This is a genomic window from Pseudoalteromonas sp. 31A1, assembly GCF_011378815.1.
Taxonomy (GTDB): Bacteria; Pseudomonadota; Gammaproteobacteria; order Enterobacterales; family Alteromonadaceae; genus Pseudoalteromonas; species Pseudoalteromonas arctica.
Window position 1 is genome coordinate 94,115 of record NZ_WTKY01000002.1, and the last position, 12,843, is coordinate 106,957.

Here is a 12,843-nt window from a genome sequence, read left to right on the forward strand (position 1 = left end):
ATCACTTTAAGAGCTGATTTAATCCATTTTATGAAGCGCATAACCCAGTAGTTCAAAGTACTGGTTAAGCGCTTCATTTGCTTTATTAATATGCCCAATATTTGGGTATATTAAATTACTACTTTGTAAGCCCCCCACTAAAAAGCTATTTTTTATATTTGAATGCTGCTCAATACAGGCTTCAAAACACCGTGCTGCAAGCTCTTCTGGCATGCTCATATAATTCATATTGTGGGCTTTATCGTGTTCTATACACGTTTGTACAAAGTTATTTGCATCAACGCCGTGCTCATCTAAAAATACATGTTTATAAAAACTGTTCAAAGCATTATTAAGTGGATGCGATAAATTAGGCGTGTTTGAAAGCCATAATTTTGAGGCAAAACCAAATCGTGGTTTTGCTGCAAATAAATGCTCGCTTATATGATGGTCAAACGCATGAAACCATTCGTGAGCAAGTGCACCACCGCCTGCATTTTTTGCAAGGGCAAGCGTTTGAGAAGCTGCATTATAATGCGCTTGTACACCTTTTTGACCGCCATGCCCAAATGCAAAATTAAGTTTGCCACGAAGACCAATAGCTTTGGGCGGTAAATGCAGTATTTGTGCAAGGTCGGCCAGTGCATCGTAAATTAAATTAGCGCTAATGTAGCGCTCTTCTTTAGTTACCCATTTACCGACGACCATTGATCTAAAGCCAAAGGTATCTCTTATATCGCTAAAGTCGACTTGGTCGTCAAAGCGATAGTCGGGGCCTTGGCGAGTAAAGCCACGTTTTAGCCTGTTAGGGTAGTTACGCATTGCAAGTTTCATATAGTAACGAATTTAATCTAAGTAACGTGCTTTTACGTGCTCGGGCATGTGTTGGGTTTGTTTTTGTATTAATTCATCAAGCACATTATAAAGTGGTGCAGGATTTAGCTGCTCTATTAAAAACAAACTATGCGCTACAGCTTCAAGTGTGGATAGGCTGTCAGCCCTAGGGGCTTTACGAATAGCATAACGATTTTTAGGTAACTGTTTAAAACTGACCGTTTTGAATTGATTTAGCAATGTGGTGAGCTGCAAAATTTTGTAGGCTTTTTTCCATGTACCATCAACCACGATTAAATGGGTGATGTTTTTTATATTAGATTGCTCAGCGCTATCGTCTAAATTAATAGCGTTTTCGTTAGGGTAGAGCAAAACAGTTGAGCTTACGGGCAGTGATTTAAGAATAGAAAAGTCGTCATTATTTTCGCCTTTGACTATTTGGCAATCAGTTAGACACAAATTGAGTAGTTTAGCGGTATTTTTTGCTATTTTTTCTTCGCTTGGGTGCTGTAGAATAATAACCTTAACTTTGTTGTTTATATTTGTAATTGCGCTGCAAATACAGGTGTTAAGTGCAAAGTTACAATGATTACAAAGTGTGCGTGCCATTTAATAAACTTTTTGTTGCCAGTATGATCCTCGCAATTATACATTTATGAGGTAATTAAGTTGGTTTTTTTTACGCATCAATATAAAGTAGTACTATTAAACTGTAATTTACATGGATTGTTTTAAGGGCTTAAAATATGACAGAAATAAATATTGATACATCAGCATTAGAGAGTATGGAATCGTTATTGGGTGAGCAGTTTGCTGATACACTTGATTTTTGCTGCTCGGAGTTTGAGCGTTTAGGCTCTGAAGTTTTAGCAACCATTGGAAAAGACAGAGAAGCGGCGATTCGTCATTCTCATAGCTTAAAATCTAACGCTGCTCAGTTTGGTGCTTCAAGCCTTGCTGAAGTATCTCGCGTTATTGAACAAAATTTAAACCTAGATAACTTAGCTGAAGCCATCGACGCATCTAATAGCTTAATGGCTCAAGTAACAGGCTCTCAAGCTAAGCTAAATGAATGGTTAGCATCTCGTTAATTATTGAAACTGAAACGTGAATTTATTTCAGTATTAAGCGTTTAAATAGGCTGGCATTTTACGCCTTTACTAGGTTAGTCTAAAGACTCACTAGGGCGTGTTGATCTTTCGGGATTGAATTTGCAACGAGTGTTTGGTTTTTAGGTTAGGCAGAGCCTATGCAGTGTGGTTTTCCCACATAAATAGGCGATAACAACACATAAAATCCAAACACGCATTGCCCAGAGGGTTCTTCCTAGGGGCTATTTTCTCTTTGTTACTCAATTTTTACTTAGCCCACTAGGTTACAAATCTCGCGCCGCGATTAAATCGCCCCTAGGTTGAACAAATTTAATCCATAAAGTCAATACGCCCTAAAGAGGTAAAAATGTCTGATATTAAAAAGAGTCACAAATTAGAAGGTGTATGTTATGACATTCGTGGGCCGGTTTTAGCGCAAGCTAAAAAAATGGAAGACGAAGGTCAAAAAGTATTAAAATTGAATATAGGTAATCCGGCTGCTTTTGGTTTTGATATGCCAGAAGATATGCACCGAGATATTATCCGCAACTTATATTCAGCCCAAGGTTACTGTGACTCTAAAGGCCTCTATTCTGCCCGCGTGGCTATTTATCAACACTATCAACAACGTGGATTACATAATTTAGATGTAGATAACATTTATATTGGTAATGGCGTAAGCGAACTTATTCAGATGATCACCCAAGCGCTATTAAATAATGGCGACGAAGTGCTTATTCCTGCTCCAGATTATCCACTTTGGACTGCTTCGGTCACGTTATCGGGTGGTAATCCCGTGCATTATTTATGTGATGAAGAGCAAGATTGGTTTCCGGACATTGCAGATATAAAAAGTAAAATCACGTCTAAAACTAAAGCTCTGGTATTAATTAATCCTAATAATCCTACTGGTGCGGTTTACAGTGATGATTTGTTAATGCAATTAATTGATATAGCGCGTGAACATAAACTGCTGTTATTGAGCGATGAGATTTACGAAAAGATTTTATACGATGGTATAACGCATACTTCAATCGGCTCACTTTGCGACGATGTGCCTATTATTACTTTTAATGGTTTAGCAAAAACATACCGTGCAGCGGGGCTGAGAATGGGGTGGATGGTTCTAAGCGGTCGTACCTCGGTAATGGATGATTTACGCAAAGGCCTAGAAATACTTTCATCTATGCGTTTGTGCGCCAATGTACCTGCGCAGTATGCGATTCAACAAGCACTTGGCGGCGTGCAATCAATTGATAGTCTAATAAACCCGGGTGGGCGCTTATATGAGCAGCGTGATATTGCATGGCGTGGATTAAATGATATTGAAGGCATTAGTTGTAAAAAACCTAAAGGCGCACTCTATGCGTTTGCCAAAGTAGATACAGCACTTTTTAACGTCAAAGATGATGAAAAGATGATGTACGATTTGCTAAAAGCCGAAAAAATATTACTTGTGCATGGCAGGGCGTTTAATTGGCCAGATCCTGATCATTTTAGGTTGGTCTTTTTACCAAGCAAAGATGATTTATCGGATGCGATGTTAAAAATGAAGCGCTTTTTTAAAGATTATCGCCAAGTATAGTTATTAAAAAATAATAAAAAAACGAGCCAAATTTGGCTCGTTTTTTACTTTAGTCATGAATATATTAACAGGGCGTGTTGATCTTTGTGGATTGAAATTTGTTCAATCTAGGGGCGATTAAATCGCGACGCGAGGTTTGTAACCTAGTGGGCTAAGTAAAAACCGAGCAAAGCTTCCGCGTCCTGCTCACGCCCCTTACCTACATCCATGTCATAGGTAGGTACTTAAGAAAAATATTTAGTACAGCCTTAAAAATTTGGCTCTACCCCATATTGCAATACTCCTGTTTTTCGATCGCGTTTGGGGTGCGCCCTAGCTGCATTTTTCCTCAGAAAGTCAAATGCTCCATTAACTGCATTTAACAATCCTTTCCTATGCTTCCTAATAATCGCTGTTAATATGCCAATCCACCAAACACCCGTTGTTTTTGCTACTGTCATTGTAGACATTTCAGTTTTGAATATCTTTTCAATACAGCCAGTTAAAAACCTTTTAAGCGTGGTTACTATTAAACTTACATAAATTAGCGCCTCTTGTAAGGTTGCGTTTGATGTTTGAAAGCCGCGTAAATTATTATAAGACTTACACTCCTTAAAAAGTAATTCAACCTGCCAGCGTAACCTATATAATTTGCCTATTTCAGTCGCTGTAAATTCATCAATAGATAAATTAGTGACTAAAAATGTATATTGTTTTTCTTTTTTTGACCAATACCCAACGACTCTTGTTAGCTTGTTTTTTATGCTAACATTCATATCAATAAGATCATTTTTAGGTAATTCGGGGAGCAATTCACATAACTTTGGGGAATGACTTCCTGTTAATTCCTGACCATTTTGCTTAAAAGCATTATGTACTCTTACTGCTTTTAATCCCTTCGCTCTTAATACGTAAAATCCTCCTGCTTTATCTAATTCATGAATATAACTACCTGAATAATACCCTCTATCAGCAAGTAACAACTGTCCTTTCAACTCTTTAAATGTTGGAAGTTCTTCACGTTCAGAGTAACTGTCTGGTGTTATAGCTGCTTTTTCAAAGCAACCTTGCGTTAAATTTAAAGTCGCATGCAATTCAATCGCTGCTGGACACGTATTTGAAAATCGCCCAGGAAAAACATCTTTTAAAGAACGATGAAGCATAATAGAGCTACCGTCCTGAATTAAAATATTCTCAAACTTGAACAAATCTTTTTTCGTGTACTTAAGCGCATCATTTATCCAACAATTAAAAACTCTATTTGTTACCTCTCGCATTAGTTCAGCTAGTTCAGGTTTAACTAACTGGTTATGAAAAGGCTTATACTTAATAGACTGCCCTGTTAGCTGATTATAAACTCTTAATATTTCGGATAAATAGATCGTTTTTTTATCCCCAAGCGCAGCAACAAGACTAACAACCATATGAAATGCGGTAATATTTCTTTCTCTTTTAGTAAATGCTACTTGTTTACCAAGTCGGTTCAGTTTTTTTTCACTTAGGATACTTTTTAACTTATTAATAAAAATGTTAGCATTCATTTGAAGCTCTTTTCTTGATTCTGTGGTTTGTGTGGTAACAACCATTTGATCATGAATTGAGCTTCAACTCAATTTCTTAAGATCTTACCTATGACATCCATGTAGGCAACAAAGAGTTAATTGCCGCTAGGCAGAACCCTTCGGGCAGCGCATGTTTGGCATTTATGCTGCGTTATCGCCTATTTATAGGGAACAACCACAGTTCATAGGCTCTGCCTTGTCTAAATACCAAACATTCTGCTGCAAATTCAACCACCAAAGTTCAGCACGTCCTAGTACGCTTTATCTACACGCACTGTGTTGTCGTTCAAGTACACTAATCTTACGTTATCGCCTTTGCTAAAACGCATTGATTGGTCCTGATCTTGAACAACCATAAACTGGTCGCCATTTTCAACTTGTATTAATAACTCTACAAAGTAATTTTGCTGATAATGACTTTGCTGCTGCCTATTATGTGCAACACTGCCGCCAATTACCGAACCTAATATTGTTGCTACTGTGCGGCCGCTACCACCACCAAACTGGTTGCCTACTACGCCACCGAGTAATGCACCGCCGAAGGTTTTCCAGCCGTTATTTTTGTCTTGAATGATTTCTTGTTCGGTAATATTGCGTACCGATTTTACGTCACCAAATAAAACTTGCTGCACAGGGACTGCTTTATTGCGCTCGTATTTAGCAAACGTAGGCGCGCTTATTGTAAGTAAAGCGCACATAATTACAGCAATTGCTTTCATAACTTGCTCCTTTTATACCAACCTGCATAAAACTTTGATCAATTTAACGAATTAAATTGTGCTATAACGTCGTTAAAAATTTTTTATTTAGAACAACTAAATACAAAAATTTTTGCCTAGTACTAGCGTAATTTTCTTAACGTTAAATAGACCCCATATATAAGCAGATTGGTATTAGCTACCAGCCAAAGGTTGATTTTTCTTTCGTTTTACGAATTTCAGTTTCGTCTGCCCATTCAACTAGGCCGCTTTCCATATCCATTAAACGCATCGTAAATTTATAGTATACGTCTGATTTGTCGGCATTTGATTTAACGATGCTTGATAAGTTTCCGTATAACATATATTGCGCGCCAATTTGTTTACCAAATGCAACGGCTGTTGCAGGGTTAACAAGGGCATCTTCGTTTTGAAACGTTAATTGCTCACGTACTGACTCAACACGGGTCATATCTACAAAACGGAACTTACCGCTGCGTAGCATTTGTGTTGAGATTGAATCGGTGATTGATTCTGTATCAATGTGCTCGCTGGTTTTATTTTTAATACGCTCAACAAATACTACAGGGCGTTTATTAGCGGTCATTGTGCCAACAACAGGTGAGCTGAGTAATGAGTCGGTCATTTGGCTCGCTACTTTTTGTAAGTCGGTAGAACCAAAATTAATATCGGTTGTTTCTACTGCTTGTGCATCGCCATAACTTACTACGGCTTTATTAGCACAGCCACTTAATACTAAAGCGCTCAAGCCAACTAAAGCGTAAGTTGATGCTGTTTTAAATTTGTTACTGATGATCATGGTTGTTTCCTTTAATCTTTAAATTCTTGTGATTCGGTAGACACTTCTCTTACTGCTAAAGAAAAGGTAACCGCATCAGAGCTAGGTGCTAAGCCCGGTAATTGTGTTTTTGCAAAACCAAATAAGGTAAGTGCTTGCCAAGGTGAATGATTGCCTTTAATAACAAAGCCGTCTTTATCAAACCAATTAAATTGATACTGCAAATACTGTGATTTTTTATACTGGCTCGAAAGTGTCACTACTACATCGGTCAACTGGTTGGTTTGACGTGTTTTAACATCAGTAATGGCCAGCTTTTTACCGAGCTCTGGGTTATCTACACGTAATTGCTCATTAAACTGGTTTTTATTTTGTTCAACAGAAATACCCGATGTAACCGGTTTGCTGGAACATGCACTGAGCATTAAGACTGCTAATAATGGCGCTATGTATTTCATGATGGCTCCTAAAGTTGAACTACGTGGTAATTAAAGTAGTTATTAACGGAGGTTAAGTAAATTAACGTTAACCCTTGCTTACTAACGGTAAAATTTATAGGTGCTTGTGTGCCTATATGCAGAGAATGCTCACCTGTATTTAGGCTTTGCCTTGCAACACTTATTTGATTTGGAAGTGTAAGCCAGCTACGTGTATCAGCTTGCTCAGACGCCAAATTATAAATATTAGCAAGTATGTTACCTACATCACCGGCACTGCGAGCAAGTTCTGCACGCACTTTCTCTTTAGCTACTAATCTGAGTACTTGGCGAGCTACTTTTGCAGGTATTTGATCTTCTAATGTTTTTGCTGCAAGTGCTTCAATGTGTACTAATGGGCTCAGCTCTATGCTTTGTGCATCTATGTTTATATTATTAAGGCGGCGCACATAGGCATTATCTTTATACACTGGCATTGCAAGGCTGTAAAAGCGTGCATCGCCGCGTGATGAATAAATTGGTAAGCGCAGTTTAAATTCATCTTGTTTTGGTACTAAGCCTTGTTCAAATAAAACAATTACTTCGCCTTGCGTTGCAGAAATTGTGGGTGCATCACTAAAACGTTTTTTAAATTCACTTAGGTCTTGGTCAAACCCTTGTTTTTTAGCAAGGCGCATTACGTCCTGCTGTAAATAAATATTGTTAGGTTGTATAGCCAGTGCTTTTTTATAATCAATATAAGCATCGTCATACTGTTTAGCACTTTGATAAAGCAAAGCAGATAAATAAAATGTGTAGGCATTTTGAAAGCCATTTTTTACATCTCTGGTTACATTGCCCATGCTAGGGTAGTGCTGCTGCGCTTCTTTAACTGTTGAGTCGCCATCTGTTTTATTTTCGCTTAGTGCATCAACTTGTACTTTATTAGCGCGGCGAATTTCGACCAAAGCGCCTTCTACATCATTTTTATACACGTAGTTAAGTGCTTTATAACTATGAAGCATACTCATTTCGTAAGCCGGTGGCACATAAGTTATGGCTGAGTCGTTAGTAAATAACGCATTGCTTTGCTCAAGCCCCGCACTTACTTGTATTTTGGCGGCTTCACGTTTTTTTTGCATTTGCGTATACACGTTCTCAAATTTACCTTGTGCCTCTTGTGGCATATTGGCTAAGTCGTTTAAGCGAGCTTGCTCAAGTTGGTTGAGTAAGTAGCTGCTGTGCATGGTGCTATTATCGGCAATAAGGGATTGCGCTTCTTCGATATTGTTTTTCTCGATCGCATTTCTTATTGGTGTCATTTGCGTGGCATAGTCATTAAATAGGTCATTAAAGCCCATTGTGCTACACCCACTTAAAATACAACAAAAGCTTAAAATTATACTTAGGCGCACTGCGCACTCCTCTAAATTCACCTGTATACATTAACATATTATTTTTAGCTAAATGTGTGAAATATTGTAAAAAATCGTAGAGTAAAACTGCCTGCTAATAAAGAAATATAAAATGACATTGGTGAACAAAGTGTGAATTTTCTTGTTGGGTAACAATATTGAAATACTTAAGGTACTTTATTGGTCTTATTGAATACAATGATCCCTAAAGCGTAATGATAAATGAATTTTTTAAATGAAGTAATTGATATTCACTAAGTCGTATACGAAAAATACTAAAAGGATATCTTGTGTTGTAGACACCGTATTTTGCAAATGCGGCTAAGATTTTAGTATAAATAATCTAATTTATTAAAACTAAATACTCCCTTTGCACAGTTATACCAATCCTGTTTAAATGTGCTGCTCAGTAAGCGGTTTTATAGGCGCTTATGACAATGTTTTTAGCTTAGTAGGTTAATTAATTAATTGAAATAACGCTGTAATTTGTTTTTATTGCTAAGGAATTTTTTTGAAAGCTACGTTGTACACAATAATTGCTTTAATTGCGTTTGCTGCAAACTCTCTTTTTTGCAGAATGGCTTTAGCCGAAGGCTATATAGATGCTTGGAACTTTACAGTTATTCGCTTACTCAGTGGTGCTGCGTGTTTGGGCATTATAATGGCTATTTATACTCATAATTTAAAACGAAAAGGCACTTTTAACCCCGCTATTTTAAGCGATAAAGGAAGCTGGCGAAGCAGTATAAGCCTATTAGTTTATGCACTTTGTTTTTCGATTGCATACGTAGAGCTGGATACAGGCACCGGTGCACTGATTTTGTTTTCAGCCGTGCAACTCACTATGATTGGCTGGGGTATATATCAAAAAGAGCAGTTGAGTGTGCTTCAGTGGTGCGCGTTTATAGTGGCGCTAGGTGGGTTTGTATATTTAATGCTGCCATCTGCTGCTGTACCTTCATTATTAGGTGCATCACTTATGGCACTCAGTGGTGTGGCATGGGGTATTTACAGTATTCGCGGTAAAGTGTGCGTATCGCCACTGCGTACTACGGGGTTTAACTTTATAAGAAGCTTAGTGGCTATCCCTGTTTTATTACTTGTTGGTATGAGTTATTTAAAAAATATGAGTATTGAAGGGGTGTTACTTGCATGTGCCTCGGGTGCGATAGCGTCTGGAATTGGTTACAGTGTTTGGTATGTGGCTATGCCACTGCTTAAAAGTACACAAGCTGCTGTTGTGCAGCTTTGTGTACCTGTACTTGCAGCCATTGCTGGTGTCTTGTTTTTATCAGAGCAGGTAACAATGGAGTTTGTAATAGCAAGCTCGTTAATATTAGGCGCGGTGCTGGTATTTATCTTAAATAAAAAGAAGGCTTAATATTATTTAAGTTAATTTTCTTTTTAAGGGGGACTCACGTTTGTTACAAAGCGTGTATAAATAGCGGGTAAGTTATCAAGTATTGCCTGCTTGCCCTGTAGTTTACTATTTTTTATGCACTCAAAAAGTACTTGCTCGCTCAGCGTATTCACTAATAATTGTGATTGCTTAATATGGCTTATATGCCAAAGCTCCGGTGCTACGCCGCCTAAATCATGCTGGTAAGGACGATAAAAACCAAATTTAGCTAGGTGAGTATCAAGCCAATTACTTAAAGGCGCAAACGGACCACCTTGCTGATATTCATCAGGTGTTAGCTGCAGCTTATAGTCATCACTCACTGCTGCTTTATCAAACACATCTAAATCGGTCCCTAAGTGATGCCTGCTTGCCCCTGGTAATGCAGAGTAGAGCATGATCGCTATACACTTATCACTATCGCTTAGCTTAGTTAAATCGACAATCTCTTGCTGTTTATTAAAAACAGGGCGAATACCTAAAAACTTATTATCCCAAATAATTGATTGACGATTAAAATCACGAAAACTTGAGGCAATAGTAAGCTCAAATCCTGCTTTTTTGGCTGCACTTTGTAGTTCTAAAAAGTCGCTGGTAATAGCGCTGTGCAAGCGATGATTTTGTATATCAGCTAAATGTGTATCACTTTGGCCAGTAATACACATTATTGGTGTTGGTTGAGTGACATCCATTATGTTAAAAGTTGCTCTAATATTTGCTCGTAAATGTCGGTAAGGGCTATTAAATCATCGGTACTTACGCATTCATCTACTTTATGGATAGTGGCGTTACGTGGTCCAAGTTCAATTACTTTAGCCCCTGTTTGTGCAATAAAACGACCATCTGATGTACCACCCGTGGTTTCTAGATTAGTGGTTAAACCGGTTACTGATTTAATAGCTGTAACAGTGGCATCAACAAGCGGCCCGTGCTCGGTAATAAAAGGTAAGCCATTTACTATCCAACTTAATTCATAATTTAAGTTATGCTTTTGTAGAATGTCATTTACACGCTGTTGGAGTTGCTCATGTGTTACTTGCGTGCTAAATCTAAAGTTAAACTGTACTTCTAGATCACCCGGAATAACATTACCAGCACCTGTGCCGCCATTAATATTCGAAATTTGAAAGCTGGTAGCAGGGAAGTATTCATTTCCGTTATCCCACACAGTTTGGCTAAGCTCAGTAAGGGCAGGCGTTGCTAGATGAATTGGGTTTTGTGCTAAATGTGGGTAGGCGACATGACCTTGTACGCCTTTAACCGTTAGGTAAGCGGTAAGTGAACCTCTTCGGCCATTTTTAACAACATCACCTAATACATCTCGTGATGAGGGTTCGCCTACTAGGCACATATCAATTTTTTCACCGCGTGCTTCTAATGTATCAATTACGCGAGTAGTCCCGTTTACAAACGGGCCTTCTTCGTCAGAAGTAATTAAAAAAGAAATCGAACCTTTATGATCAGGATTTTTAGTAACAAAGCGCTCGGTTGCTACAAGCATTGCAGCTAACGAGCCTTTCATATCGGCAGCGCCACGCCCATGTAATAGGCCATCTTTTATTAATCCTGAAAACGGCGGATGTTGCCAATTTTTTTCAGGACCTGTTGGTACAACGTCGGTGTGACCAGCAAAACAAAAGTGCGGCGATTGTGTGCCTTTTCGAGCCCAAGTATTAAGTGTGTCGGTAAAAAATAATGATTCTATATTAAAACCAACCGCAGCAAGGCGATCGTTTATCATTTGTTGGCAGCCAGCATCTTCGGGCGTTACCGATTCACGTTGGATTAGCGCTTGGGCGAGTTGAATTACGTCATTAGTCATTATTTAAAAATCTCGTCGTATTGGGCTGCTTTAAAACCTAAATGGTAACTGCCATTATTTACCAGTACTGGACGTTTGATCATGGCAGGTTGTTCAACCAACAATGGGATAGCACTTTCTTTAGTTAGACTCTGTTTTTGCTCATCAGTTAATGCGCGATAAGTTGTTCCACGTTTATTAACGATTTGTTCCCAATCGAGCTTGTCTGCAAATTCACTCACCATTTGCTCATTTACACCATCTTTGCGGTAGTCATGAAACGTAAATTCGATGTTGTTATCAGTTAAATGTTTTTTAGCTTTTTTTATCGTATCGCAGTTGCTAATGCCGTATAGAGTGATCATAAATCTAGTTCTTCTTAATAATAGTTAATAGTGTGTCTTCACCCGCATTTACATGCGAGTGCGAGTAATGAAATGTGCCAAGGTTATGGCCGTTTAGTAAAATTAAACTAGCAAGCATTGGAGTATCAAGTTCTCGTAAATCAAAATAAGCAAGGCGTTGACCTTTGCATATTTTGCTACCATTGAGTTGCGCAATATGGGTATGCGTAATTGATTGCGAATCAAAAATAGTTAAGTTAATCAAGACTTTTAGACCATTATTAGCTTGTAGAATAAACTCAGTACCTGCATTTTTTACTTGTAATAAAGTTCCATCAAACGGTGCTAAAATTTTATGACTTGTTAGTTGCACCATAATACCAGGGCCCAGAGTGCCAAAACGAAAAAAAGGTTCTGGATGCTCTTTCAGTTCAATTACTTTACCTGTAAATGGGCTGGTAATATTTATTGCATTAAGAGGCGCTTTATTTTGAGCTAAATAGTCAATTTTTTGAGCTTTCATAAGTTAGTTTACCACCACGTTATAACCCTCTTTTTTTAAAGCGGAAATAGCATTTTCTGCAGTGTGTTTTTTTATGAGAATATAATCAGTATCGTAGGTTGAGATTGAAAAGATAGAAATTTTAGCGCGCGCTAATACCCCTGAAATATTAGCCATAATTCCGGTTAACGAAAAGCCAAGTGGACCTACAACCTCTAAAGCTTGCCAGTCGGGTTCGGTATCCAGGCTTTTTACTTCAAAATCGCTTGGGCATACAATTGAAAGTTCATCATGGGTTTTAGAAATAAAAAACAAAGATTGCTTTAAAAGTGCCGCAGGTATGTCGGCATCTACATCTAAACTGTGTATAGATAAAATGGTGCTGTGTAATTGTAATGTTTGTTTTGACATTAAAAGCCTGCGAACAGCAATATTGATA

The 12,843-nt window shown here is 38.1% G+C and carries 15 protein-coding genes; 3 read left to right on the forward strand and 12 right to left on the reverse strand.

Going from position 1 to position 12,843, the window contains the following annotated elements; translation table 11 throughout:
- Positions 1-18: 18 nt before the first annotated feature.
- Positions 19-801 (reverse strand): CLCA_X family protein, encoded by a 783-nt coding sequence (locus tag GQR52_RS02890; protein ID WP_165727525.1) that lies wholly within the window; start codon positions 799-801, stop codon positions 19-21.
- A gap of 24 nt (positions 802-825) precedes the next feature.
- A complete protein-coding gene (locus GQR52_RS02895; protein ID WP_024590433.1) occupies positions 826-1,422 on the reverse strand; it encodes a tRNA-uridine aminocarboxypropyltransferase in 597 nt (198 codons plus the stop codon).
- A 137-nt stretch (positions 1,423-1,559) separates the two neighbouring features.
- On the opposite strand from GQR52_RS02895, the gene GQR52_RS02900 reads away from it, so the two are divergent.
- Complete coding sequence (locus GQR52_RS02900) at positions 1,560-1,904, forward strand: Hpt domain-containing protein (protein ID WP_007582543.1); 345 nt, start codon at positions 1,560-1,562, stop codon at positions 1,902-1,904.
- Between the two features lie 367 nt (positions 1,905-2,271).
- Positions 2,272-3,489 carry a pyridoxal phosphate-dependent aminotransferase gene (locus GQR52_RS02905; RefSeq protein WP_010554238.1) on the forward strand — a complete coding sequence of 406 codons (1,218 nt, stop codon included), beginning with the start codon at positions 2,272-2,274 and terminating at the stop codon, positions 3,487-3,489.
- Positions 3,490-3,737: 248 nt separating this feature from the next.
- On the opposite strand, the gene GQR52_RS02910 is transcribed toward GQR52_RS02905, so the two are convergent.
- From GQR52_RS02910 to GQR52_RS02930, 5 genes are all read right to left on the reverse strand, one after another.
- Positions 3,738-5,009 carry an IS4 family transposase gene (locus GQR52_RS02910; RefSeq protein WP_165727385.1) on the reverse strand — a complete coding sequence of 424 codons (1,272 nt, stop codon included), beginning with the start codon at positions 5,007-5,009 and terminating at the stop codon, positions 3,738-3,740.
- A gap of 272 nt (positions 5,010-5,281) precedes the next feature.
- Complete coding sequence (locus GQR52_RS02915; RefSeq protein WP_165727386.1) at positions 5,282-5,749, reverse strand: glycine zipper 2TM domain-containing protein; 468 nt, start codon at positions 5,747-5,749, stop codon at positions 5,282-5,284.
- A gap of 178 nt (positions 5,750-5,927) precedes the next feature.
- On the reverse strand, positions 5,928-6,548 hold the full coding sequence (gene lpoB / locus GQR52_RS02920) for a penicillin-binding protein activator LpoB (protein WP_007375407.1): 621 nt from the start codon (positions 6,546-6,548) through the stop codon (positions 5,928-5,930).
- A gap of 11 nt (positions 6,549-6,559) precedes the next feature.
- Positions 6,560-6,985 (reverse strand): YcfL family protein, encoded by a 426-nt coding sequence (locus GQR52_RS02925; protein ID WP_007582549.1) that lies wholly within the window; start codon positions 6,983-6,985, stop codon positions 6,560-6,562.
- Between the two features lie 8 nt (positions 6,986-6,993).
- On the reverse strand, positions 6,994-8,358 hold the full coding sequence (locus GQR52_RS02930) for an adenine DNA methylase (RefSeq protein ID WP_165727387.1): 1,365 nt from the start codon (positions 8,356-8,358) through the stop codon (positions 6,994-6,996).
- A 511-nt stretch (positions 8,359-8,869) separates the two neighbouring features.
- Here GQR52_RS02930 and GQR52_RS02935 point away from each other — a divergent pair.
- The gene (locus GQR52_RS02935; protein ID WP_165727388.1) at positions 8,870-9,739 is read left to right on the forward strand and encodes a DMT family transporter; all 870 of its coding nucleotides are present in this window, start codon (positions 8,870-8,872) and stop codon (positions 9,737-9,739) included.
- A gap of 23 nt (positions 9,740-9,762) precedes the next feature.
- On the opposite strand, the gene GQR52_RS02940 is transcribed toward GQR52_RS02935, so the two are convergent.
- Genes GQR52_RS02940 through GQR52_RS02960 form a run of 5 tightly spaced genes read right to left on the reverse strand, consistent with a single transcriptional unit; the run spans position 9,763 to position 12,815 of the window.
- Complete coding sequence (locus GQR52_RS02940) at positions 9,763-10,449, reverse strand: M15 family metallopeptidase (RefSeq protein ID WP_165727389.1); 687 nt, start codon at positions 10,447-10,449, stop codon at positions 9,763-9,765.
- A complete protein-coding gene (gene dapE, locus GQR52_RS02945) occupies positions 10,449-11,579 on the reverse strand; it encodes a succinyl-diaminopimelate desuccinylase (protein ID WP_165727390.1) in 1,131 nt (376 codons plus the stop codon). The genes GQR52_RS02940 and dapE overlap by 1 nt, the downstream gene beginning before the upstream one ends.
- The gene (locus GQR52_RS02950; RefSeq protein ID WP_165727391.1) at positions 11,579-11,923 is read right to left on the reverse strand and encodes an ArsC family reductase; all 345 of its coding nucleotides are present in this window, start codon (positions 11,921-11,923) and stop codon (positions 11,579-11,581) included. The genes dapE and GQR52_RS02950 overlap by 1 nt, the downstream gene beginning before the upstream one ends.
- Before the next feature lie 4 nt (positions 11,924-11,927).
- Positions 11,928-12,425, reverse strand: a complete 498-nt coding sequence (locus tag GQR52_RS02955) for a PTS glucose transporter subunit IIA (RefSeq protein ID WP_165727392.1) — start codon at positions 12,423-12,425, stop codon at positions 11,928-11,930.
- A 3-nt stretch (positions 12,426-12,428) separates the two neighbouring features.
- Positions 12,429-12,815: an ACT domain-containing protein gene (locus tag GQR52_RS02960; protein WP_007582563.1), complete on the reverse strand. Its 387-nt coding sequence runs from the start codon at positions 12,813-12,815 to the stop codon at positions 12,429-12,431.
- Positions 12,816-12,843: the final 28 nt, after the last annotated feature.